Here is a 24,144-nt window from a genome sequence, read left to right as displayed (position 1 = left end):
ATTTTGGATGCGGTCGGCCCGGGCGACACCCGTTGATAGAGATTTATCACAAGCCGATCACGCGCTCGATCCGGGTCGTCTGGTTGTGCAACGAACTCGGGCTTTCCTATCGCCTCGTCTTCGTCGATGAAGGCGCTGACAAAGCGGACCTCGACGCGTTTGATCGCGACAGTGTCCTGCGCAAGGTCCCCACGGTTTCCATAGACGGCTTGGTGATGACCGAGTCCGGTGCCATCGTGCAACAACTGCTTGAGGCCCATGAGGACAGCCTGGTAAATCGGAAACCCGGAACAGCCGAGCGCGCCGCTTTTCTTCAGTGGATACATGGCGCGGAAACCCTGAGCTTCGCGACCAGCCTTGTCGCGCAGCACGCGCATCTGCGGCCGGAGAACAAGCGGGTACCGGCAATGGCGGCAGAGGGGCGGCAACTCGCCTTCCAATATTTTTCCGCTCTCGAAAAGGAACTCTTCCATCGCGCCTACATCGTCGGCGAGCGATTCTCCGCCGCCGATATCATGGTGGGATACACGCTGTACATCGCGCATCTGATGGAGCTCTTCGACGCCCAGTCCTTTCCGAAACTGACGCAATATTTCGTCAGAATTACGGGTCGGGATGCGTTCAAAATTACGATCGAACAGTGCGTTCCGGAAGATGTCCGATCATTCCGCCCGCTTTGAAAGCCGACCATCCTGTCGAAAATCGACTTGTGCTTTGCGAGAGGCGGCCGTGCCAGCCGTTCGCAGTTCTGAACCGAAATGGTGCACCCGACAGGATTCGAACCTGTGGCCTCTGCCTTCGGAGGGCAGCGCTCTATCCAGCTGAGCTACGGGTGCGCGCGGTGCGCCGTGGGGGTCGCTTAGCAAAGCCGTCCGGTCAGCGCCAGCGGCAAAATGCGGCGCTTGGGGTCAGGGCGCTGCTGCAACGCTTTTTGCAGCGAGCGGCGGCGTCTTGGGCTTAAAGCGGCACAGGTCCGCCACCGGGCAGCGCCAGCATTCGGGCCTGCGCGCCTTGCAGATATAGCGGCCGTGCAGGATCAGCCAGTGATGCGCATCGCGGCGGAAGGGCGCGGGCGTGCCCTTTTCCAGCTTCGCCTCGACCGCCAGCACCGTCTTGCCCGGCGCCAGACCCGTGCGATTGCCGACGCGGAAGATATGCGTGTCGACCGCGAAGGTCTCCGCCCCGAACGCCGTGTTCATCACCACATTGGCGGTCTTGCGCCCGACGCCGGGCAGTGTGGTCAGCAGGTCGCGGTCGCGCGGCACCTGCCCATCGAAATCGCGCACCAGTATTTCCGAGAGAGCAATGACGTTCTTCGCCTTCGCATTGAACAGCCCTATCGTCTTGATATGCTGCTTCAGCCCCTCTTCGCCCAGCGCGACCATCTGCGCGGGTGTCGTCACTTCCTGAAACAGCCGCCTGGTCGCCTTGTTGACGCCCACGTCAGTGGACTGCGCGGAGAGGGTGACGGCGACCAATAGCTGATAGTCGTTGCCATAAGCGAGTTCGGTCTGCGGCGCGGGATTTGCCTCCGCCAGCCGCCGGTAAAATTCGAAGATGTCAGCCTTTTTCATTGCCGGATCACAGGCCCAATACGGCCTTCATATCGTACCGCCCGGCCGGTTGCCCGACCAGCCATTGCGCCGCCCGGATGGCCCCGCGCGCAAAGATCGCCCGGCTTTCGGCGCGATGGCCCAGTTCGATCCGCTCCCCCTCGGTCGCCAGAATCACCTGATGATCCCCCGCCACCGATCCGCCACGCAAAGCGGCAAAACCGATGCTGCCCGCGACACGCGCACCGGTAATCCCGTCCCGCCCGCTGACCTTCGCCTGGCTCAGCGCGATGCCCCTGCCCTTTGCGGCCGCCTCGCCCAGCAGCAGCGCGGTGCCCGAGGGCGCATCCACCTTATGCCGGTGGTGCATCTCGACAATCTCTATGTCCCAGTCGTCGCCCAGCCGCCGTGCCGCATCCTCCACCAGCGCGGCGAGCAGATTGACGCCGAGCGAGGTGTTGCCGGTCTGGAGCACCGCGATGCTCTGCGCCGCCGCGTCGATCAGCGCATGATGCGCCGCCTCCAGCCCCGTCGTGCCGATCACGATCGGACGTCTCGCGGCAACGCAGGCGTCCAGATTGGCGGCGAGCGCATGCGGCGAGGAAAAGTCGATCAGCACATCGCTGGTCCGTGCCAAAGCCGCCGCATCGCTGCCGATGGCCATCCCGGGCGCGATCTCGCCGCTGCGCCCGTCCCGATCCACGCCGCCCGCGATGGCGACGCCCGCCTCGCCCGCCGCCGCCGCGATCGCCTGCCCCATCCGTCCTGCCGCGCCGAAAATGCCGATCGCCGTCATCGCTGTTGCGCCCCTGCCGCTATCCTGCTTCGATGCGCGGATGCCAGACATTCGCAACATTGTCATCCTTACCGGCGCGGGAATATCGGCGGAAAGCGGACTTGCCACCTTTCGCGGGCCGGACGGGCTGTGGGAGGGGCATCGGGTGGAGGATGTCTGCACGCCGCAGGCGCTGGCGCGCGATCCGGTGACGGTGCATCGCTTCTACGACGAACGGCGGGCGACGCTGGCGGCGGTCGCGCCCAATCCCGCGCATGATGCCCTCGCCGCGCTCGATCATACCTGGCCGGGCGATCTGCTGATAGTCACGCAGAATGTCGATGATCTGCACGAGCGCGCCGGGGCGGTGCGGCTCCTGCACATGCACGGGGAACTCAGGTCGGCGCTGTGCGCGGCCTGCGGCGCGGCAAAACCGTGGCAGGATGCGCTGCCGCCCGGCACGCATTGCCCCTATTGCGAAGCGCCCAGCCTGCGCCCCGACATCGTGTTCTTCGGGGAAATGCCCTATGAAATGGAGCGGATCGACGCGGCGTTGCGCACGGCGGACCTGTTCGTATCGATCGGCACATCAGGCGCGGTCTATCCCGCCGCCGGGTTCGTCCAGACGGCGCGCCACGCCGGGGCACAGACGCTGGAGCTGAACCTCGATCCCTCGGCAGGGAGCATCTATTTCCACGAGACGCGCATCGGCCCGGCAAGCCAGCTGGTGCCCGAATGGGTGGCGGAGGTGATGGGCTCGTAAATCCTCCCCTGCAAGGGGAGGTGGCTGGCGCAGCCAGACGGAGGGGTGTCCCCCTATCGTGATTGGGATACCCCTCCACCACGCTCTTCGAGCGCGGTCCCCCTCCCCTTGCAGGGGAGGATTTTTCGTCAATCCAGATCCCGGTCGATCAGGCTGTGCCGCTTCGTCTCGCGCATCGTGAGATAGGCGATCAGCGACACGCCGATCATGCCGGTGACATACCAGTAGAACGCCTGCTCCATCCCGATATCCTTCAGATAGAAGGCCACATATTCCGCCGTGCCACCGAACAGCGCATTGGCGATGGCATAGGGCAGCGCGACGCCCAGAGCGCGGATGTGCGCCGGAAACAGTTCCGCCTTCACCACCGCGTTGATCGCGGTATAGCCGCTGACGATCGCCAGCGCGAAGAGGACGAGGAAGAAGGCCGCGACCGGATCATCCACACTTTCGAGCGAGCGGAATATCCACACCGTCGCGGCAACGCCCAGCACACCGAAGCCGATCATGATCGGCCGCCGCCCGATCCGGTCGGACAGCGCCCCCACCACCGGCTGCAACAGCATATAGACAAACAGCGCGCAGGCCATGATCGCCGTTGCGGTTTCCCGGCTGAAACCCGATGTGTTCACCAGGAACTTCTGCATGTAGGTGGAATAGGCATAGAAGGCGAGCGTGCCCCCGGCGGTCAGCGCGATGACCAGCGCCGCCTGCCCCGGATAACATCGGAACAGCGCGAACATGCTGGATTTGGGTCCGTCATGTCCCTTTGCCGCGGCAAAGGATTGCGTCTCCATCAGCCGCCGCCGCAGATAGAGGACGCTCACTGCCAGCGCCCCGCCGATGAAGAAGGGGATGCGCCAGCCCCATGCCTCCAGCGCCGCCTCGCTCATCGCCGCCTGCAACGCGATCAGCACGGCGAGCGCCAGCAACTGCCCCATGATGAGCGTGACATATTGGAAGCTGGAGAAGAAACCGCGATGTTTCTGGCTCGCCATTTCGGACAGATACGTCGCGCTCGCGCCATATTCCCCGCCGACGCTCAGCCCCTGCATCAGCCGCGCGAGAATGAGGAGCGCAGGCGACCAGTAGCCGATCTGCGCGTAGCCCGGCGCGACCGCGATCAGCAGCGACCCGGCGCACATCAGCCCGATGGAGAGCGTCAGCCCTGCCTTGCGCCCGTTGCGGTCGGCATAGACCCCCATGATCCACGCGCCGATGGGCCGCATGAAGAAGCCGACCGCGAATATCGCGGCGGTATTCAGCAACTGCGCGGTCTTATCGCCTTCGGGAAAGAAAATGGGCGCGAAATAGAGCGCGAAGGCCGAATAGACATACCAGTCGTACCATTCCACCAGATTGCCCGCGGACCCGCCAAAAATGGCGAACAGCCGGTTGCGGCGCGAAGGAGGGGGCGGCGTGCTGGCATTGCTCATAGCGTCATGATCGGCGCTTTGCGGGTCTGCGGTCAACCGGGGATAAGGTTTTCGGCCTTGGGAGAACCTCTAGACAAACAAACCCGTTCGCCCTGAGCTTGTCGAAGGGTCAGGCCAACCCGCACGCGAAGCCCCTTCACTATGTTCAGGGGAACCCTTCGACTTCGCTCAGGGCGAACGGGATGTGAGGCCGCAGGTCAAACCCCAAACGGCAATATGCTCTCCAGCGTTTCGCGGGGTGGCGCGCCCGGCACGGTCACACCCTGTCGCAGCAGAAAGGCATGGCGCACGATTTCGGCCTGTTGCTCGATGCCATATCGCTCCAAGGTCCAGCCCGGCCTGATCGCATAGCTGTAACGGCAGAAGGGGTGCCGCCGCAGTACAAGATTGATGCCCTGCTGATGCTGCCACACATGGGTCAGCTCATGAATCAGATGGCCCTGCATCCCCAGCGTGCTGCTGGCAAAGCAATCGCAATAGCTGTCACCCTTCGGATGGAAATGGATGTGGCCGCGCGGTGCCATCGTCACGCCGCGCGGCTGGAAGGGAAACCAGACGCGCCGGTAAAGCCGCACGCCATCGAGCGCGATCGCATCACCGAAGACGCTCGTCGCCATGGCCCGTTCGGCGGATGTGAGCTGACGGCCCTGACGATCTATATGCATGGGGTCAAGATAGGATTGCAGGACCGGCGGGCAAGCGCGAAGTACATCTACACCTGCTGTGCACCGGCGAACGCCGGGGAACATATGACATAATCCATGGATGTTCTGCGACGAAACCGCTATCGCGGCGCGCGATGCGCATGGCCGACACCCTTGACTGTATGATTTGCGCAATACAGTATGGCCGCCACACATGAACGCCATTCCCGATCCAATCCCCGCCGCTCCGGGGCCTCCGCCGCCCACGGCGTTCGGCGCAGGTCCGCCGGACAGTTTCGCCACCCGCGCGCCCTTCCGCCGCAAGCTGCGCATACTGGGCTGGGTTCTGGCCGGGATGCTCGCGCTGTTCATGATCCTTGTTGCCTGGCTGGCGATCACGGCACCGCTGTCCCGCTCGCTCCAGCCGATTGCGCCGCCCAGCGTCACGCTGATGTCCGCCGATGGTGTGGTGATCGCCCGGCGCGGCGCGATCATCGACCAGCCGGTGACCGTCGCGCAATTGCCCGCCCATGTGCCGCAAGCGTTCATGGCGATCGAGGACCGGCGCTTCTACAGCCACTGGGGCATCGACCCCAAGGGCATCGCCCGCGCCTTCTGGCACAATATCTGGTCCGATGGCGCGTCGCAGGGTGGCAGCACCATTACTCAGCAGCTTGCCAAGGGCGTGTTCCTGAACAGTGACCGGACCGCCAGCCGCAAACTGCGCGAGGCGCTGATCGCCTTCTGGCTGGAAGCCTGGCTGACCAAGGACCAGATCCTCGAACGCTATCTGTCGAACGTCTATTTCGGCGATAACGTCTATGGCCTGCGCGCGGCGGCGCATCATTATTTCAACCGGCGGCCGGACCGGCTGACGGTCGCGCAGGCGGCGATGCTGGCGGGGCTGCTCAAGGCTCCCTCGCGCCTTGCCCCCACCACCAACCTGTCCGGCGCCCGCGCCCGCGCCGAGCTGGTCGAACAGGCGATGGTCGAGGCCGGCTATCTGACGCAGGCGGAGAAGGACGCGCTGCGCCCGGCCCGGCTCGATGTGCAGAATGCGCCCGAATCGGTGAGCGGCACCTATTTCGCCGACTGGGTGCTGCCCGAGGCGCGCGACCGGGCAGGCGCCGTCTATGGCGCGCAGGAAATCGTGACCACGCTCGACAGCCGCTTGCAGAAACAGGCGGAAGGCGCGGTCCGCCGCGCGCCGCTGGGCAAGGCGCAGATCGCGATCGTCGCTATGCAGCCCGACGGCACCGTCGTCGCGATGGTCGGCGGCAAGGATTACAAGGCCAGCAGCTTCAACCGTGCGGCGCAGGCAAAGCGGCAGCCCGGTTCGACCTTCAAGCTGTTCGTTTATCTCGCCGCCTTCCGGGCGGGCATGACGCCCGAGGACATGATCGACGACACGCCGATCACCGAAGGGGACTATCGCCCCGCCAATCATGACCGGCGCTATCGCGGGCGCATTTCGCTGCGGCAGGCATTCGCGGTGTCCAGCAATGTCGCGGCGGTGCGGCTGGCGCAGCAGGTCGGCATCCGCAACGTCATCAAGGTCGCCCGCGACCTGGGCATCACCAGCCCGATCGCGGAGAATCTGAGCACCGCGCTCGGCACGTCCGAAGTCAATCTCGTTGAGTTGACGCAGGCCTATGCCGCGATCGCCGCCGGGGCCTATCCGGTCGAAGCGCACGGCCTGCCGCCCGAGGAACGCAGCTGGGTGGCCGCAATCATCGACCGGCAGAAATCGTTCCGCAGCAGCGAGCTGGAGATGATCCGCGATCTGCTCTCTTCCGCGGCCAATCGCGGCACCGGCAGCGCGGCGGCGCTGCGCACCAGCACCTTCGGGAAGACCGGCACGACGCAGGACAATCGCGACGCCATTTTCGTGGGCTATGCCGGTGGCCTGGTGACTGCCGTCTGGGTCGGCAATGACGACAACAGCCCCCTGCCCGGCTTTGCCGGCGGCGGCGTGCCGGCCCGCGTCTGGCGGGACTTCATGGCGCGCGCCATCGACGAGCCGGACGCCGTTGTGGAGGAAGCGGACAATGCCGCCGATATCGTGAACGCCATCGCCAATATCAGCGTCGCGACCGATATCGGCAATGTCAGCATCGGCATCGGTCCCGATGGCGTCAACCTGGGGCTGGACGGCGATGGCACGGGCGATGCCGACGCGCCGCCGCTGCCTGCCCCCGGCCCGACGCCTGGCCCCGGACCCGGACCACGCGTCGTTCCTACCCAGCCCGTTCCCCCGGAAAACCGCCCACCCCCACAATAAGGGGTTGAGGTGATGCCGCAGTGCGATAGTCTCCTGTGCTTAAAGGGAGAATCGCGTCATGAAATACGGCTTTCCGGTTATCGGCTGGCGCTATGCTGCGGCCCTTTCCGCCCTGCTGATCGGCGCATCGCTGCATGCCCAGGGCACGAAGCCCGTCACGACGCCCCGCCCCCCGGCGCTGGCCCCGCTCTATACCGAAATCCTCGCGCCCAAAGGCACACCGGTCCCACGCTTCAAGGTGGATGCCGCCTGGCCGACCCTGCCCGACGACATGATGCTGGGGCAGGTCAGCGGCGTCGCGGTGGACAAGGACAACGACGTGTGGGTTATCCACCGCCCCCATTCGCTGACCGCTACCGACAATGGCCTGGCGCAGACGCCGCCGATCGCCACATGCTGCCGCCCCGCGCCCACCATCGTGCGGTTCAGCCAGGCGGGGGCCTATCTGGACGGCTGGGGTACGCCCGCGACCGGGCCGGTGATCGACGGGGTGAGCCAGTGGCCCAAGAGCGGCCATGGCCTGTATGTGGACGCCAAAAAGACCGTCTGGTTCGGCGGCAATGGCGACGGCGACCACGCCATCCTCAATTTCACCGCCGACGGAAAGTTCATCAAAAGCTATGGCCGCCGGGACCAGACCAAGGGCAATCTGGACAAGGCGGCGCTGGGCAACCCCGCCGATGTCTGGCACGAGGATGACGAAGTGCTGGTCGCCGATGGTTACATCAACAAGCGCGTGATCGGCTTTGATAACAAAAGCGGCGCATTCGGCCGCTTCTGGGGCGCCTATGGCGTCGCGCCCGACGCGCCGACGCGCCAAGGCAATTTCGACCAGTCGCAGGCGACCAGCACCAGCGACGGCGGACCCAATCCTGCTTCGCGCCAGTTCGGCGACATAGTCCACTGCGTCGTACCGACGAAGGACGGGCATATTTATGTCTGCGACCGGCGCAACAACCGCGCGCAACTGTTCCGCCGCGATGCCAAAGGCGCCGTCACTTTCGTGCGCGACATCGTGATCGCGCCGGAAACCGGCGGTACGCGCACGGTGACGGACATCGCCTTCTCCCCGGACCAGAAATATGTCTACATCGCCGACATGATGAACGGCCGCATCTGGATATTGCTGCGCGAGACGCATCAGGTGCTCGCCGCGATCGGCCGCAACGGACGCTATGCGGGCGAGTTCACCTGGCTGCACAGCATCGCCACCGATGCGGACGGCAATCTCTACGCCACCGAAGTCAGCACCGGGCGGCGGGTGCAGAAGCTGGTGTTTACCGGGATCGAGTGACCCGCCAGCGGCCCGCCCGCCACGGCGGCGGCGGGCGCGCAAGCCGAACGCAAAGCCGACGGCCTTTCGCGTTTCCGCCGCATCCTGTTGGATATGTTGGAAACGGCGCTTTTCTGCGGGTTTCAACGCCGCAACTTATGCAACTTTACCGTTTGCGCCATGGCGACGATCGCGGCTAAAGAACATAACATGATCGCGAAACTTTCAGGCCGCCTCGACAGCACCGGCATCGACCATGCGGTGATCGACGTCGGCGGCGTCGGCTATCTGGTCGGCGCGTCCTCGCGCACCTTGTCGGCGCTGGGCCGGGTAGGCGAGGCGGTGACGATCCACACCGAAATGCTGGTGAGCGACGACGCCATCCGCCTGATGGGCTTCGCCAGCGCGGACGAGCGCGACTGGTTCCGCCTGCTCACCGGTGTGCAGGGTGTCGGCGCGCGGGTGGCGCTGGCCATCCTGTCCGCGCTGGAACCCGCAGAGTTGCACCGCGCGATCGCCATGGGCGACAAGGCGATGGTCGCGCGGGCGAACGGCGTCGGCCCGAAACTCGCGATGCGGATCGTCAATGAGCTTAAGGACAAGATCGGCGTCGCCCCGGCCGGCGCGGCGCTGGCGGCGGGCTTAGCCCCCCTTCCCAGCGGCAGCCACGCGGCCGACGCCGTCTCCGCCCTCCAGAACCTGGGCTTCCGCCCCGCCGAAGCCAGCACCGCCGTCGCGGCGGCAGAGGCGGACCTTGGCGAAGGCGCGGGCCTCGACGCGCTGGTGCGGCTGGCGCTGCGGAAGGCGGCAAAGTGATCCCTTGCCCTCGCCACTGCCGTCATGCTGAACTTGTTTCAGCATCCATTACGCCGCACGCGCAGTCGCCGGTGAGGTGAAGGAACCATGCGTCAATATTCTGGCGAGCCAGCCTTACGGCACCCTTTATATCGGCGTGACCTCCAACCTGATCGGTCGTTTGATGCAGCACCGCAGCGGCGCAGTGCTGGGCTTCACTGCACAATATGGCGTCTATCGGCTGGTTCGGTTCGAGCCTTGCGATACGATGGAGCAGGCCATCATGCGGGAGAAGCAGTTGAAGCGGTGGCATCGCCAATGGAAGATAAATCTGATCGAGTCCGAAAATCCGCATTGGATCGATCTGGCGGTGGGGCTGGGCCTGCCGCCGTTGGTTCCGAGCGCGGGGCGCGATGGATGCTGAAACAAGTTCAGCATGACAAGGTAGTGGTAATGCAAGAGCAAGAAGATACACAATTGCTTCGCGCGCTGATCGAAGAGGGGAGAGCTTCGGGCGTCCTTGATATCGAACCGGAGGAAATCATTGAGCAGATTTTGATCCAGCTACCCGCGTCCGATCACCCATGACTGACACAGACCGTCTCATCACCCCTGCGCGGATCGCCGAGGATGCGGACGCCGCGCTGCGGCCCAAGACGCTGGACGAGTTCATCGGGCAGAAAGGCGCGCGGGAGAATCTGCGTATCTTCATCCAGGCGGCGAAGCAGCGGGGCGAGGCGCTCGATCATGTGCTGTTCTTCGGCCCGCCCGGCCTGGGCAAGACGACCCTGGCGCAGATCGTTGCCAAGGAAATGGGCGTGGGCTTCCGCGCGACATCCGGCCCCGTGATCGCCAAGTCGGGCGACCTCGCCGCGCTGCTCACCAATCTCGATGAGGGCGACGTATTGTTCGTGGACGAAATCCACCGGCTCGCCCCGGCGGTCGAGGAAATCCTCTATCCTGCAATGGAGGACCGCGCATTGGACCTGATGATCGGCGAAGGGCCGTCCGCCCGCTCGGTCCGCATCGATCTGCCGCGCTTCACGCTGGTGGGCGCGACGACACGACAAGGGCTGCTGACGACCCCGCTGCGCGATCGCTTCGGCATTCCCATCCGCCTGCAATTCTATACCGTGCCCGAACTGGAACTGGTGGTGCGCCGCGCCGCCGCATTGCTTGGGCTCAACGTCACGGCGGAGGGATCGACCGAGATCGCCCGCCGGTCCCGCGGCACCCCGCGCATCGCCGGGCGGCTGCTGCGCCGGGTGCGCGATTTCGCCAATGTCGCGGGCCATGCTGCTGTGGACGCGAAGATCGCGGACGCCGCGCTGCTGCGGCTCGACGTCGATCATCTGGGGCTGGACCTGATGGACCGGCGGTATCTGACGATGATCGCGGACATCTATCGCGGCGGACCAGTAGGGGTGGAGACGTTGGCGGCGGGGCTTTCCGAGCCGCGCGACACGATCGAGGAAGTGATCGAACCCTATCTCATCCAGCTCGGCCTCATCGCCCGCACCGCGCGGGGCCGCTGCCTCAATGCGGGCGGGTGGAAGCATCTGGGCCTCAACCCGCCGGAAGGGGCGCAGGAGGGGTTGTTCGATTGAGGGGTTTTCCCTCTCCCCTTGAGGGAGAGGGTTGCGCAGCCTCGGATCAGGTCCGGGGCGTAGCTGGGTGAGGGGTATGCGGTTCCATCGAAACCGCGCGGACCAAAGGTCCGCTCACCCTCATCCAATTGCGGTTAACCAGCAAGCTGGCAAGCCTTCGTATCCTTCTCCCTTCAAGGGAGAAGGGGCTTTTTGGACCAGCCGCCCTCCCTCCCGGACCAAATGGTTACGCATCCGCCATTTTCCGCCTTTGCCCTTCCCGGCGATCATGGTTAAACGGCGGGCATGAGCGTCGCTCCCCTCCTCCTGCCCGATCCACCAGCCGACATCCGCCCCGCCGCCGGGCGCTTTGCGGGCGGCGTGCATTATTTTCCGGTGCGCGTCTATTTCGAGGATACCGACCTGTCGGGCGTCGTCTATCACGCCAATTATCTGCGCTATATGGAGCGTGCCCGGTCCGACATGCTGCGCCTCGCGGGGATCGACCAGCGCGGGAACCATGAAGGGGGGACAGGCGTCTATGCGGTGGCCGATGTCCGTATCGCCTACAAACGCCCTGCGCGGCTGGACGACGACCTGATCGTGCGCAGCCATGTGACGGCGATCGGCGCGGCCACCTGCGCCATTCATCAGACGGTCATGCGAGGGCCTGACATAGTGACCGACGCGGACGTGACCGCCGCCTATCTGACACCCCAGGGCCGCCCGCAGCGGCAGCCAAAGCCCTGGATCGCCATTTTCACGCGCCTTGCCCAAGGGGAAGACCTCAGTTCATGACCATGCCTGCGCTTACGCTTGCCACCGATGCTGCGACCATATCCCCGCTCGCCCTGTTCCTTCAGGCCGACATCGTCGTGAAAGGGGTGATGGCGGGCCTGCTGCTCGCCAGCATCTGGACCTGGGCGATCATCATCGGCTTCGGCGTCTCGCTCGGCCGGGCACGCAAGGGCTGCGCGAAGTTCGAGAACGATTTCTGGCAGACGGAGGACATCGATCGTTTTTACGAAACGCGCGCCAAATCCGACCTGCCAAGCGCCAAGGTGATGGCGGCGGGTGTGGCGGAATGGCGGCGATCGACCGCGGCCAAGACGATCGATCGCGACGGCACCCGCGACAGGCTAGCCACGGCGATGAGCAGCGCATCGGCGGCGGAAATCGACCGCCTGTCGGACCGGCTCAACATTCTGGCGACCATCGGCAGCGTCGCGCCCTTCGTCGGCCTGTTCGGCACGGTGTGGGGTATCATGCGCGCCTTCACTTCGATCGCGGCGGAACAGAACAGCAGCCTCGCCGTCGTCGCGCCGGGGATCGCGGAAGCCCTGTTCGCGACCGCCATCGGCCTGTTCGCGGCGATCCCGGCGGTCATCGCCTACAACCGGTTCAGCCATGGCATCAACCGGCTGGAAGCGCGGTTGAACCGCTTCGCCGATGCCTTTTATGCGACGCTGAGCCGCGAGCTGGAGGCACCGCGGTGAGGACGAACGCCCCCTTACCCGTCACCCCAGCGAAGGCTGGGGTCTCAGGCGACAGCGCGCGGACGCCAGGGATGCCAGCTTTCGCTGGCATGACGATTAAGGTGACATACGCATGAGCATGTCCGGCCCCCCTTCCTCCCGCCGTGGCGGACGGCGCGCGCCGATGGCGGACATCAACGTGACACCATTGGTCGACGTGATGCTGGTGCTGCTCATCATCTTCATGGTGACGGCCCCGCTGCTGGTGACGGGCGTGCCAGTCAACCTGCCGGAGACGAAGGCCAAGGGGCTGGACCAGGACCAGAAGCCGGTGGTGGTGTCGATCGACCGCAACGGCGCGGTGTTCATCGACGAAAGCGAAGTCGCGATGGCCGACCTGCCCGGCCGCCTTGCGGAAGTGAAGGCGGCGAACGCGGGCCTCGACACGCCGCAACTGTTCCTGCGCGCGGACACGGCGCTCGATTATGGCCGGGTGATGGAGGTGATGGGAGAACTGAACGCGGCGGGCCTCAACAAGGTCGCACTGGTCAGCACGGCGGAAAGCAACACTTCGGCCGGGGTCAGCGCCCGTTCAGACATGCCGAACTAGGGCCGGTCAGCGATGGAGCGCACGGAGAAAATCGGGCTGGGAGTTGCAACGGCGGGGCATGTCCTGCTGTTCGGGCTGCTCTCGACCGGCTTTCTCGCGACACCCAATCCGCTGAAGCTCAATTCGCCGCCGATGGACGTGAGCCTGGTCGACGAAATCGACTTGAAGTCAACCGCGCCGCAGATTTCGACGACCCCGCCCCCGCCCAGCGTCGCCCCGGAAACCGGCGAGACGGCCGAGCCTGCGCCCAGTATCGCTGCGCCGAGCGAACCAGTGGTCGCGCCGCCGCCCCCTGCGCCCCGACCCGCCCCCAAACCCGCGCCTGCCACAAAGCCGGTCGAGCGCGCCGCGCCCAAGCCGCCCGCGCCGAAACCCGCTCCCGCAAAGGCCAAGCCCGCCAAACCTGCGCCTCCGGTTGAAAAGACCAAGGCCGCACCGGCAAAAGAAAAGGCAAAGCCCGCTCCCCCCAAGCCGGCGGCAGCGACCGGGAAAGGCAAGGCGGACAAGCCGCGCGGATCACAGCTTGGCCCCGATTTCCTCAAGGGCATCAATACCGAGGCACCCCGCGCCGCCGCGCCGGTCGCGCCTGCCGCCAGCAGCGTCGGCCCGCGCCAGAAAGCCGCGCTCGATGCCGAGATACGGCGGCAGCTCAAACCCCACTGGAAAGCGCCTACCGGTGCCGACGCGGAACAGCTCCGCACCGTGGTGGCCGTCGAACTGACGCAGAGCGGCGCGCTGGCCGGTGCGCCCGAAGTGGTGGAAACGACCGGCACGACCGCCAGCAACCGCGCGCAGGTAAAGCTGCATCAGGAACTGGCCGTGAAGGCCGTGCGCCTCGCCGCGCCGTTCAAATTGCCCCCCGATCTCTATGACGGCTGGAAATCCCTCCGCATCTCCTTCGACAAGAGGCTATCGCAATGATCCCCTGGAAAACTCTCGCCGCGACCACGGCCATGGCGCTTGCGCTGGTGGCGGCACCGGCCGCAGCGCAGCTCAGCGTCGATGTGACCGATGAAAGCGCCTCCAGCTTGAAAATCGCGGTGCCGACCCTGCCCACCCAGCAATCGGTGCAGACGCCCGCCGGGACCACCGAGGAACTGGGTCGCAAGATCGCCGAGGTGATTGCGTCGGACCTCAAAGGCTCCGGCCTGTTCGAGCCTTCGGGACCGGCGGGCGTGCCTTCCGTCACCGTGCCTGAAGTCACTTTCCCCTCGTTCGACAAATGGGGCAGTTACGAGGCGCTGGTGCATGGCTTCGTCCGTTCGACGGGCGGCGCGGCCGACATTACCGTGGGCTGCTATCTCTACGATGTGGCGCTGAAGTCCGAACTGACCCGCCAAGGCTATGTCGTCGCGCCCGGCGACTGGCGCCGCGCCGCGCACAAATGCGCCGACGCCATCTATGCGCGCCTGTCGGGCGAAAGCCCGTTCTTCGACAGCCGCATCGCCTATATCGCCGAGAGCGGGCCGAAGGATAAGCGCGTCAAGCGCCTCGCCATCATGGACAGCGACGGGGCGAACCACCGTTTCATCACCAATGGCCAGTCGATCGCGCTGACGCCGCGTTTCTCGCCCGATTACAAGTCAATCGTCTATGTGAGCTATTTGAACAACCGGGTGCGCATCTATGTGTACGACATCGGCACCGGCAAGCAGCGACTAGTGACCGAAAGCAACAATCCGACCTTCGCGCCGCGCTGGTCGCCCGATGGACGCAACATCCTGTTTTCCATGGCGGTGGCGGGCAATACGGACATCTACCGCGTGTCCGCCGCAGGGGGCACGCCGGTACGCCTGACGACCTCACCCGCGATCGACGTCGGCGGCAGCTATTCGCCCGACGGCACCCGCATCGTGTTCGAAAGCGACCGGTCGGGCGGGCAGCAGGTCTACACGATGAACGCCGATGGCTCAGGCCAGCAGCGGATCAGCCATGGCGGCGGCCGCTATGCCACGCCCGAATGGTCGCCGCGCGGCGACCTGATCGCCTTCACCAAGATTAGCGGCGATTTCAAGATCGCGGTGATGACGCCCGGCGGCGACAACGAACGCATCCTGACGAACGGCTGGCAGGACGAACAGCCGACCTGGTCGCCCAACGGCCGCGTGCTGCAATTCTTCCGTACGTCGCCCGGTCGCCAGGGCGCCAGCCAGGTGTGGCAGGTCGATCTGACCGGCGTGAACGAGCGCCGCATTCCCACGCCGCTCAGCGGATCGGACCCCGCCTGGGGCCCGTTGCTGCCATGAGGATGCGGAACACTTGCCCGCATCGCGCGTAGTCGTCATGACTGCGTAACGATTTTCCGGGGCACCCCCCGCCCCGCCTGCCCCCCATGAAGGAGACGATCATGAACAGATTGACCCGCAGCCTCTTGATGGCCACGGCGCTGGTGTCGCTGGCCGCCTGCGCCAAGAAGGCCCCGCAGGAACTGCCGCCTGCGCCGGTGGACAGCACGACCCAGACGGAGGCGACTCCGCCCGCACCGACCGGCCCGGTGAAGGGCAGCCAGGAAGATTTCGTCGCCAGCGTCGCGGCCGACCGTATCCTGTTCGGTACCGACGCGTTCGACGTCGATGCCGAAGACCAGGCGATCCTGCAAAGCCAGGCGCAGTGGCTGCAAGCCAACCCGACCGTCCGCGTCACGCTGGAAGGCCATGCCGACGAACGCGGCACCCGCGACTATAATCTGGCGCTGGGCGAAAAGCGCGCCAATTCGGCAAAGAACTATCTGGCCTCGCTGGGCATCGACCCGTCGCGTATCACCACGATCAGCTATGGCAAGGAACGCCCCGCCGCGCTCGGCTCCGACGAAAGCGCCTGGGCACAGAACCGCCGCGCCGTGACAGTGACCGTGCAATATTGACCGGATCGCATAGCACGCAAAAAGGCCCGCCGATCGAAAGACCGGCGGGCCTTTTCGTTACCGTGGCAACGCACACTTCGTCATCCTGAACTTGTTTGGCGATTATCCCCTTCGAGGATATCTGTGATGTTCCCCTGCGAAAGCAGGGGAACGGGTGATGACTTGGCCGAGGATATAGTCACCAGGTTGTTCAAAAATGACGGTTTTCAACGTCTGAGCACTTACCCCCGCCGCGTGCCCGTCATCGCGGCGCTGCCGAAGGCGCCGAGCTGGATGGTGCCGGTCAGCGTGTCGCCTTCGATGATCGCTTCGGCTTCCAGGGTCATCGGCATGGGGATGGTCATTTCCATCTTCCACGTCAGGCGGTTGCCATCGACCTTGCCGTCGGTCACGTCCAGCGATCCCATCGGTCCGGCGTTGGTGCCGTGGAAACTGTCGCCGTTGCTGATGACGGTGAACACGCTGCTCTGGTCGCCCATCGGGGTCTTGGTTACGCAATCATAGGCGCCGTCTACTGTTGCCATCGTCTCTCTCCGTAACAGGGTTTCGGCTTATTTGGCCGCGATGCTCGCGCTGTCAACGACGGTGATCGGCATGCCCAGCTTTTCCAGCTGCGGCATCACAACCGCCTTGTCGCCGACGACGACCCAGGTCACCTTGTCGGGGTCGATCAGCTTGCGCGCGGCGGCGTCAAGCTGCGGGGCGGTCAACGTCTTGTAGCGGTCGGCCAGCGTCTCGACATAATCGAACGGCCGGTTGTACAGCACGTCGCGCTGCATTTCACCCAGCACGTCGGCGGAGGTTTCGAAGCTGCCCGCCAGTTCGCGGGTGCTGCCGTTGACTGTCCGCTCCAGCTCGGCGGCGGTCACGCCCTTCACGCCCAGAAAATCCTTGAACTGCGTCTTGAGCACGGTGATCGACGGGCCGGTCTGGTCCGCCTGCACCGGGGCGACGATGATATAGGGCAAGCGGCCGGCAAAGCGGTTGATCGTCGAGAACACGCCATAGGACCAGCCCTTGGTTTCGCGCAGGTCCATGTTGATCCGGCTGAGGAAACTGCCGCCCAATATGTCGTTGGCGGCAAGGAAGGTGACGAGATCGTCGCTGCCCTTCGCGTCCAGCAATTGCCCGCCGTAGATGACCGATTGCGGCGACTGCGGGCGATCGACCAGCACGATGCGCGATTGCGCGGGCGGCGTCGGCACATCGAAGTTCTTCTTGCCCGGCAGGTCGCGCGTCATGCGCCATGTGCCGAAGCGCGCCTCCAGCATCGGCTTGAGGTCCGCCAATGTAGTCGCGCCGACTGCGAAGATTTCCGCATTGTCACCGCGAATCCACTTGTTGTGGAACCCGGCAAGATCCTGCGGCGTCAGCGCCTTCACCACTGCCGGATCACCGGTGCCGCTGCTCGGCACGCCATAGGGATGATCCTTGCCGAACAGCAGCGGCGGCAGTGTGCGGCTGGCGAGCGCCTGCGGCTGGGTCAGCTCCTGCGCGATGCGCGAGAGCTGCTGGCTGCGCACCCGGTCCAGTTCCTTGGCGTCGAACGCGGGGTTCTTGATGATGTCGGCCATCAGATCGAGCGAGGGCGCGAGATTGGGCATCAGCGCATAGAGGCCCACGGTGGTGCGATCCATGCTGGCACCGACCGAAATGTTCGCGCCCAGCCGCTCCTGCTCCTCGGCGATCTGAACGGCGTTGCGCGTTTTCGTGCCTTCCTTGAGCATCGCGAGCATCACCGCCTGCGTGCCCAGCCTGTCATGCGGATCGGCGGCATTGCCCGCATCGAACACGACCGACAGGCGCAGCGTCGGCACGGTATCGCGCTTTGCGAAATGCACCTTGATGCCATTCGACAAAGTGGTCGTTTCGACCGTGGGGAAATCGAGATTGGGAATGGGGCCGACTTCGGGCAGCTTGCTGCGATCGACCGCCGCGCGAGGCCCGCCCGGCGCGGACGCCGGACCGGCATCGGCAGGCGCGGCGACGGCCTGCGCCGGCATGCTGATACTGGCCTTTCCGAGGCCGCCGTCTTCGGGCATGCGATAATAAGCGGGCGCGCTGGTCACGCCGCTGCGCACCGAAACCTTGCCACCGGCATCCTGATAGGCGTCGCGCTCCCCCGGCTCGACCGTCAGCGCGAACACCGGGCGCGTCAGCCATTTCTGCATCGCCGCCGTCACCTGCGCCGGTGTCGCCTGCGCCAGTTCCTTGAGCTGCTTCGCATAAAAGGACGGATCGTTCGAATAGAGCGCGCCTTCGGCCAGCGTCACCGCCTTGCCGGAAAAGCCGCCTACCGATTCAAGGCCGCCGATCGTGCCGGAAATGCTGGATGTAGCGACCCGCGCCACTTCGTCCGCGGTCGGCCCCTTGGCGATATAGTCGGCCAGCAGCGCGTCGAGCCGTTCGCCCACCAGCTTGGCATCCACGCCGGGCTTCACATCGGCGGTGACTTCGAAGAAGGAAAGCTGCGCGAACTCCTGCAACTGAGCGGTAACGCCCACGGCAATCTGTTCGCCGCGCACCAGCTCGTTGTCGAGCCGCGAGCTGGCGAGACCGCCGAGCACCGACGCGCCGATTTCCAGCGGCGTCGCGTCGGGATCGTTGAGGCCCGGCACCGCCCACCAGCGATAGAGCCGCGTCGTCGCGACGCGATCCTTCATCACCATGTCCTTGCGCGCGGGCAGGCTGGGCACCGGCGCATTGACGGGCTGCACTTTCTTGCCAGCCGCGATGTCGCCGAAATATTTGTCGACGAGCGGCCGGGCGGTCGCCACGTCGATATCGCCCGCCAGCACCAGCACGGCATTGTTGGGGCCATAATGATCGGTGAACCAGCTCTTCACATCGGCGAGGCTGGCGGCATCGAGATCAGCCATCGACCCGATCGTGGAATGGGCATAGGGATGGCCCGCCGGCAGCAGCCCTTCAAGCTGGACATATTCGACCAGGCCATAAGGCTGATTGTCGCCCTGCCGCTTTTCATTCTGGACGACGCCACGCTGGTTATCCAGCTTCTCCTGCGTCACCGCGCCCAGCAGATGCCCCATACGGTCGCTTTCGAGGAACAGCGCAACCTCCAGCGCGGACTTGGGCACCGTCTGGAAATAATTGGTACGATCGAACCAGGTGGTGCCGTTGAAATCGGTCGCGCCGACCTGTTGCAGCGGCTCGAAGAAATCGCCGGGGCTGTTTTCCGACCCGTTGAACATCAGATGCTCGAACAGATGGGCAAAGCCGGTCTTGCCCTTCGGCTCGTGCTTCGACCCGACATCGTACCAGATCGACACGGCCACCACCGGCGCCTTGCGATCGGTATGGACGATGACGCGCAGGCCGTTGGCCAAGGTGAACTGTTCATAGGGTATCTTCACCGCCGAAACGAGCGTTTCGACCGGCGCGGGCTTCGTGGCGGCGGTACCCTGGGCATAGACGGGCGCGGCGAGCGCCAGCGGCGACACCGCAAGGGCCAGCGCAAGGCGGGGGGCGAAAGTACGAAACATCAGGGGCAATCCTTCACACGGCATGTGCCCGGCAGGCGCAACGGCCACCGGCAGATGGCGCAGAATAGCGAAGCGTTTTAGCGACGCAATACGCTTTCCGCTGGACAGCCGCTTGTCGCACGATAGTTTCGCATGCCACAGGATTATCTCTGCCACGAAAGACCGCCATCATGACCCTTCGCCCGTTCGCCGCCGCCGTCGCCCTGACGCTGCTGTCCACCACCGCGCTGGCGCAGGACGCAACTGTGCCCGAGGTGCAGCCCGAGGCGATGCGGGCGCATGTCGCCTTCCTCGCCGACGATCTGCTCGAAGGGCGCAACGCAGGCAGCCGGGGCTTCGACATCGCCGCGCGCTATGTCGCCACGCAATTCGAAGGGCTGGGCCTGACACCGGCGGTCGACGGAAAATGGTATCAGCCCGTCACCCTGTCGATGGCGAACCTGAAGGACGGCGCGCCCGCGCGTATCAGCATTGGCGAAACGAGTTTCGACAACGGCACCGATGCGATCGTCACGGCCTTTGCCCGCGAGCCGGACCAGACATTGAGCGCAGGCGCGGTGTTTGCGGGCTTCGGCATCCAGTCGCCGGAAAACGGCATGACCGATTATGCGGGCCTCAACGTCAAGGGCAAGTTCGTGGTCGTCCTCTCCGGCTTTCCCAAGGGGATGCAAAGCGAGATCGGCGCGCATCTGAACGCCGAAAAGGTGATGATGGCACAGGCGGCAGGCGCAATCGGCATCATCTCCATCCCGACGCCCGAGGCGCTGGGTCGCCGTCCGTGGAAAAGCTATGTCGCCAACAGCCAAGGCCCCGTGGTGAGCTGGATCGAGACCGATGGGAAGCCCTATGTCCGCGCGCCGGGCATGCGCGGGTCCGCGACCGTGACGGGCAAGGCCGCGGACGCGCTGTTCGCGGGCGCGCCGCGCAGCTTGCAATCGGCGCTGGACATTGCCGCCAAACAGGGCGGCAAGCCCAAGGGCTTTGCGCTGAAACCAACGGTCACGATCACCCGCGCGTCGACGGTCAGCACCGCGCAGAGCCAGAATGTCATCGGCATCATTCCGGGGTCCGACCCGGCGCTCGCCAATGAATATGTGCTGCTGATGGCGCATCTCGACCATGAAGGGATCAAGGAAACCGCCGAAGGCCCGGACAAGCTCTACAATGGCGCGATGGACAATGCGGCGGGCACGGCGACGCTGCTGGAAGTGGCGCGCGCCTTCATGGCGACCGGGGCGAAGCCCAAGCGCCCCATCATGCTGGCGGCGGTGACAGCGGAGGAGGACGGCCTGCTCGGATCGCAATATCTGGCCAAGCATCCGGTGCTGCCCGCAGGCGGCAAGGTGGTCGGCGTGGTCAATCTCGACATGCCCATCCTGCTGTACGACTTTCAGGATGTGATCGCGTTCGGCGCGGAACATTCGACGCTCGGCCCGCTCGTGGGTCGGGCTGCGGCATCCGCGGGCGTGAAGCTGTCGCCCGATCCGCTGCCCGCCGAAGGGCTGTTCACCCGGTCGGACCATTATCGCTTCGTGCAGGAAGGCGTGCCGTCGGTGTTCCTGATGACCGGCTTTGCGGGCGAAGGGCAGAAGCAGTTCGAGGATTTCCTGAAGACGCATTATCACAAGCCGTCGGACCAGATCGACCTGCCGTTCGACTGGAAGGCGGCGGCCAAGTTCGCGAAGATCAACTATCTGATCGCCCGCGACATCGCCAATGCGCCCGCCACGCCGCTGTGGTATGAAAAGGACTTCTTCGGCGATGTGTTCGCGCCAGGGGCGCCCAAGGCGAAGATGCCGTGAACCAGTCTCCCTAAACCCGTTCGGTTCGAGCTTGTCGAGAACTCTTCCCGTGCGAAGGGTTCTCGACAAGCTCGAACCGAACGGAGCAGGGTTGTAAGAGACGCAGAAATGTCACCACCCCTTGTGTGCTATTTTGGCAACACCATATCGTGACTACATCCAGCTAGGGCATCGATATGAACCTCGAAAAGTTTACAGACCGCGCGAAGGGCTTCCTCCAATCGGCGCAGACCGTGGCAATCCGCATGAGCCATCAGCGGATCAGCCCCGAACATCTATTGAAAGCCCTGCTGGAGGACGAGCAGGGCATGGCATCGGGCCTGATCGGCGCAGCGGGGGGCGACGCCGCCACGGCCCTGCGCGAGACCGACGCCGCGCTGGCGAAGGTGCCTGCCGTTTCCGGCAGCGGCGCGCAGCAGACGCCGGGCCTCGACAATGATGCCGTGCGCGTCCTCGATTCTGCCGAGCAGGTCGCGCAAAAGGCAGGCGACAGCTATGTTACCGTAGAGCGGATGCTGCTCGCGCTGGTGCTGTCCACCACCACGGCGGCGGGCAAGGCGCTCGCGGCGGCGGGGGTGCAGGCCGAGGCGCTGAATGCCGCCATCAATCAGCTGCGCGGCGGGCGCACGGCGGACACGCAGAGCGCCGAGGATCGCTATGATGCGCTGAAGAAGTTCGCGCGCGACCTGACGCAGGCGGCGCGCGACGGAAAGCTCGACCCGGTGATCGGCCGTGACGAGGAAATCCGCCGCACCATCCAGATTCTCGCCCGCCGGACCAAGAACAACCCCGTGCTGATCGGCGAACCAGGCGTCGGCAAGACCGCGATCGCGGAAGGGCTTGCGCTGCGCATCGCCAATGGCGACGTGCCCGACACGCTGAAGGACCGCGCGCTGATGGCGCTCGACATGGGTGCGCTGATCGCGGGGGCCAAATATCGCGGCGAGTTCGAGGAGCGGCTGAAAGGCGTGCTCGACGAAGTGAAGGGCGCGGACGGCCATATCATTCTGTTCATCGACGAAATGCACACGCTGATCGGCGCGGGCAAGGGCGAAGGCGCGATGGACGCGGGCAATCTGCTGAAGCCCGCGTTGGCTCGGGGCGAGTTGCACTGCATCGGGGCGACCACGCTGGACGAATATCGCAAGCATGTGGAGAAGGACCCGGCGCTGCAACGCCGCTTTCAGCCGGTGTTCGTGGGCGAACCGACCGTTGAGGATACGGTGTCCATCCTGCGCGGCCTCAAAGAGAAATATGAGCTGCACCATGGCGTGCGGATCACCGACAGCGCGCTGGTTTCCGCCGCGACTCTCAGCCACCGCTACATCACCGACCGGTTTCTGCCCGACAAGGCCATCGACCTGATGGACGAGGCCGCGAGCCGCCTGCGCATGGAAGTGGAGAGCAAGCCCGAGGAAATCGAAAATCTCGACCGGCGGATCATCCAGCTCAAGATCGAGCGGGAGGCGCTGAAGAAGGAAACCGACCGCGCCAGCGCCGACCGGCTGACCGCGCTGGAAGCGGAACTGGCGAACCTGGAACAGCAGTCTGCCGAACTGACCGCGCGCTGGCAGGCGGAAAAGGACAAGATCGCCGGCGAAGCGAAAATCAAGGAGCAGCTCGACGCCGCCCGGCTGGAGCTGGAGCAGGCGCAGCGCGCGGGCGACCTGGCGAAGATGAGCGAGCTGTCCTACGGCACCATTCCCGGCCTTGAAAAGCAGCTTGAGGCCGCAGCGTCTGCCTCCGAAGGCGCGATGCTGCGCGAGGAAGTGACGGCGGAGGACATCGCCGGAGTCGTCGCCCGCTGGACGGGCATTCCGGTCGAACGGATGCTGGCGGGCGAGCGCGAGAAGCTGCTTGCCATGGAGGAAACCATCGGCAGGCGGGTGATCGGCCAAGCCGATGCGGTACGGGCCGTCTCTACGGCGGTGCGTCGCGCCCGCGCGGGGCTACAGGACCCCAACCGGCCGCTCGGCAGCTTTCTGTTCCTTGGCCCGACCGGCGTCGGCAAGACGGAGCTGACCAAGGCGCTGGCCGAGTTTCTGTTCGACGATCCCAATGCGATGGTCCGCATCGACATGAGCGAGTTCATGGAAAAGCACAGCGTCGCGCGGCTGATCGGCGCCCCGCCGGGCTATGTCGGCTACGAGGAAGGCGGCGTGCTGACCGAAGCCGTCCGCCGTCGCCCCTATCAGGTGATCCTGTTCGACGAGGTGGAAAAGGCGCATGGCGACGTGTTCAACATCCTCCTCCAGGTGCTTGACGACGGCCGCCTGACTGACGGACAGGGCCGCACGGTCGACTTCACCAACAGCATCATCGTGCTGACCAGCAATCTGGGCAGCCAGTTTCTGACGGCGATGACCGAGGGGCAGACGACCGCCGATGTCGAGCCGCAGGTGATGGACATCGTCCGCGCGCATTTCCGCCCGGAGTTTCTGAACCGGCTGGACGAGATCATCCTGTTCCACCGGCTGGCGGCGGACCATATGGGCCCGATCGTGGACATTCAGGTCGGCCGCGTCCAGGCGCTGCTGAAGGATCGCAAGGTCACGCTGGACCTGACCGACGGCGCGCGCGCGTGGCTCGGCCGGGTGGGCTATGATCCGGTCTATGGCGCCCGGCCGCTGAAACGCGCGGTGCAACGCTATCTGCAGGACCCGCTGGCCGACATGATCCTGCGCGGCGACGTGCCCGACGGCGCGACGGTGCGGGTTCAGGATGGTGACGGCGCGCTGCTGCTGACGGTGGGGTGAGGGGGACGGGGCGGCCATTCGAGCGACCC

22 protein-coding genes and 1 tRNA gene are annotated in these 24,144 nt (G+C 65.2%); 16 read left to right on the top strand and 7 right to left on the bottom strand.

Going from position 1 to position 24,144, the window contains the following annotated elements; translation table 11 throughout:
• Positions 1-32 precede the first annotated feature (32 nt).
• Positions 33-680 (top strand): glutathione S-transferase family protein, encoded by a 648-nt coding sequence (locus ENE74_RS06690; protein ID WP_127690087.1) that lies wholly within the window; start codon positions 33-35, stop codon positions 678-680.
• Positions 681-759: 79 nt separating this feature from the next.
• Here the strand turns inward: ENE74_RS06690 and ENE74_RS06685 are convergent.
• The 3 genes from ENE74_RS06685 to dapB form a co-directional block, all read right to left on the bottom strand.
• A tRNA-Arg gene (locus ENE74_RS06685) sits at positions 760-836 on the bottom strand.
• 72 nt (positions 837-908) lie between these two features.
• Positions 909-1,574, bottom strand: a complete 666-nt coding sequence (nth, locus tag ENE74_RS06680) for an endonuclease III (RefSeq protein ID WP_127690085.1) — start codon at positions 1,572-1,574, stop codon at positions 909-911.
• A 7-nt stretch (positions 1,575-1,581) separates the two neighbouring features.
• Positions 1,582-2,349, bottom strand: coding sequence for a 4-hydroxy-tetrahydrodipicolinate reductase (gene dapB / locus ENE74_RS06675; protein ID WP_127690581.1), 768 nt, complete (start codon positions 2,347-2,349; stop codon positions 1,582-1,584).
• Positions 2,350-2,389: 40 nt separating this feature from the next.
• Here dapB and ENE74_RS06670 point away from each other — a divergent pair, with 40 nt between their 5' ends.
• The gene (locus ENE74_RS06670) at positions 2,390-3,091 is read left to right on the top strand and encodes an NAD-dependent deacylase (RefSeq protein WP_127690083.1); all 702 of its coding nucleotides are present in this window, start codon (positions 2,390-2,392) and stop codon (positions 3,089-3,091) included.
• A gap of 128 nt (positions 3,092-3,219) precedes the next feature.
• On the opposite strand, the gene ENE74_RS06665 is transcribed toward ENE74_RS06670, so the two are convergent.
• Together ENE74_RS06665 and ENE74_RS06660 are read right to left on the bottom strand one after the other, a co-directional pair.
• Positions 3,220-4,527: an MFS transporter gene (locus ENE74_RS06665; protein ID WP_127690081.1), complete on the bottom strand. Its 1,308-nt coding sequence runs from the start codon at positions 4,525-4,527 to the stop codon at positions 3,220-3,222.
• Between the two features lie 197 nt (positions 4,528-4,724).
• Entirely contained in the window at positions 4,725-5,192 is a 468-nt protein-coding gene (locus tag ENE74_RS06660) for a vgr related protein (RefSeq protein WP_127690079.1), read from the bottom strand.
• A gap of 193 nt (positions 5,193-5,385) precedes the next feature.
• Here ENE74_RS06660 and ENE74_RS06655 point away from each other — a divergent pair, with 193 nt between their 5' ends.
• The 12 genes from ENE74_RS06655 to pal all read left to right on the top strand — a co-directional run bounded on the left by ENE74_RS06655 (position 5,386) and on the right by pal (position 16,054).
• Positions 5,386-7,452, top strand: coding sequence for a transglycosylase domain-containing protein (locus ENE74_RS06655; RefSeq protein WP_127690077.1), 2,067 nt, complete (start codon positions 5,386-5,388; stop codon positions 7,450-7,452).
• Between the two features lie 58 nt (positions 7,453-7,510).
• Positions 7,511-8,746, top strand: coding sequence for an NHL repeat-containing protein (locus ENE74_RS06650; RefSeq protein WP_127690075.1), 1,236 nt, complete (start codon positions 7,511-7,513; stop codon positions 8,744-8,746).
• Between the two features lie 189 nt (positions 8,747-8,935).
• Positions 8,936-9,541 carry a Holliday junction branch migration protein RuvA gene (gene ruvA / locus ENE74_RS06645; RefSeq protein WP_127690073.1) on the top strand — a complete coding sequence of 202 codons (606 nt, stop codon included), beginning with the start codon at positions 8,936-8,938 and terminating at the stop codon, positions 9,539-9,541.
• A gap of 76 nt (positions 9,542-9,617) precedes the next feature.
• Positions 9,618-9,944 carry a GIY-YIG nuclease family protein gene (locus tag ENE74_RS06640; RefSeq protein WP_127690071.1) on the top strand — a complete coding sequence of 109 codons (327 nt, stop codon included), beginning with the start codon at positions 9,618-9,620 and terminating at the stop codon, positions 9,942-9,944.
• On the top strand, positions 9,938-10,108 hold the full coding sequence (locus ENE74_RS18170) for a hypothetical protein (RefSeq protein ID WP_164847390.1): 171 nt from the start codon (positions 9,938-9,940) through the stop codon (positions 10,106-10,108). Before ENE74_RS06640 ends, ENE74_RS18170 begins: the two co-directional genes overlap by 7 nt.
• Positions 10,105-11,127 carry a Holliday junction branch migration DNA helicase RuvB gene (gene ruvB / locus ENE74_RS06635; RefSeq protein WP_127690069.1) on the top strand — a complete coding sequence of 341 codons (1,023 nt, stop codon included), beginning with the start codon at positions 10,105-10,107 and terminating at the stop codon, positions 11,125-11,127. Before ENE74_RS18170 ends, ruvB begins: the two co-directional genes overlap by 4 nt.
• A gap of 285 nt (positions 11,128-11,412) precedes the next feature.
• On the top strand, positions 11,413-11,904 hold the full coding sequence (locus ENE74_RS06630) for a YbgC/FadM family acyl-CoA thioesterase (protein ID WP_127690067.1): 492 nt from the start codon (positions 11,413-11,415) through the stop codon (positions 11,902-11,904).
• Positions 11,901-12,602, top strand: coding sequence for a protein TolQ (gene tolQ / locus ENE74_RS06625; protein WP_420902566.1), 702 nt, complete (start codon positions 11,901-11,903; stop codon positions 12,600-12,602). The genes ENE74_RS06630 and tolQ overlap by 4 nt, the downstream gene beginning before the upstream one ends.
• Before the next feature lie 112 nt (positions 12,603-12,714).
• On the top strand, positions 12,715-13,191 hold the full coding sequence (gene tolR, locus ENE74_RS06620) for a protein TolR (protein ID WP_127690065.1): 477 nt from the start codon (positions 12,715-12,717) through the stop codon (positions 13,189-13,191).
• A gap of 12 nt (positions 13,192-13,203) precedes the next feature.
• Positions 13,204-14,112, top strand: coding sequence for a cell envelope biogenesis protein TolA (locus ENE74_RS06615; protein ID WP_127690063.1), 909 nt, complete (start codon positions 13,204-13,206; stop codon positions 14,110-14,112).
• Complete coding sequence (gene tolB, locus ENE74_RS06610) at positions 14,109-15,437, top strand: Tol-Pal system beta propeller repeat protein TolB (protein WP_127690061.1); 1,329 nt, start codon at positions 14,109-14,111, stop codon at positions 15,435-15,437. Before ENE74_RS06615 ends, tolB begins: the two co-directional genes overlap by 4 nt.
• Before the next feature lie 101 nt (positions 15,438-15,538).
• A complete protein-coding gene (gene pal / locus ENE74_RS06605; protein ID WP_241241866.1) occupies positions 15,539-16,054 on the top strand; it encodes a peptidoglycan-associated lipoprotein Pal in 516 nt (171 codons plus the stop codon).
• Between the two features lie 221 nt (positions 16,055-16,275).
• Here the strand turns inward: pal and ENE74_RS06600 are convergent, their stop codons facing one another.
• Together ENE74_RS06600 and ENE74_RS06595 are read right to left on the bottom strand one after the other, a co-directional pair.
• A complete protein-coding gene (locus ENE74_RS06600; protein ID WP_127690059.1) occupies positions 16,276-16,578 on the bottom strand; it encodes a hypothetical protein in 303 nt (100 codons plus the stop codon).
• A 27-nt stretch (positions 16,579-16,605) separates the two neighbouring features.
• Positions 16,606-19,557 carry a M16 family metallopeptidase gene (locus tag ENE74_RS06595; protein WP_127690057.1) on the bottom strand — a complete coding sequence of 984 codons (2,952 nt, stop codon included), beginning with the start codon at positions 19,555-19,557 and terminating at the stop codon, positions 16,606-16,608.
• 170 nt (positions 19,558-19,727) lie between these two features.
• On the opposite strand from ENE74_RS06595, the gene ENE74_RS06590 reads away from it, so the two are divergent.
• Together ENE74_RS06590 and clpB are read left to right on the top strand one after the other, a co-directional pair.
• Positions 19,728-21,359: a M28 family metallopeptidase gene (locus ENE74_RS06590; RefSeq protein ID WP_127690055.1), complete on the top strand. Its 1,632-nt coding sequence runs from the start codon at positions 19,728-19,730 to the stop codon at positions 21,357-21,359.
• Between the two features lie 176 nt (positions 21,360-21,535).
• Positions 21,536-24,115, top strand: coding sequence for an ATP-dependent chaperone ClpB (gene clpB / locus ENE74_RS06585; protein ID WP_127690053.1), 2,580 nt, complete (start codon positions 21,536-21,538; stop codon positions 24,113-24,115).
• The last annotated feature ends 29 nt before the right edge of the window (positions 24,116-24,144 follow it).

This window comes from Sphingobium algorifonticola (genome assembly GCF_004005485.1).
Taxonomy (GTDB): Bacteria; Pseudomonadota; Alphaproteobacteria; order Sphingomonadales; family Sphingomonadaceae; genus Sphingobium; species Sphingobium algorifonticola.
This window is presented reverse-complemented; position numbering and strand designations above follow the sequence as displayed.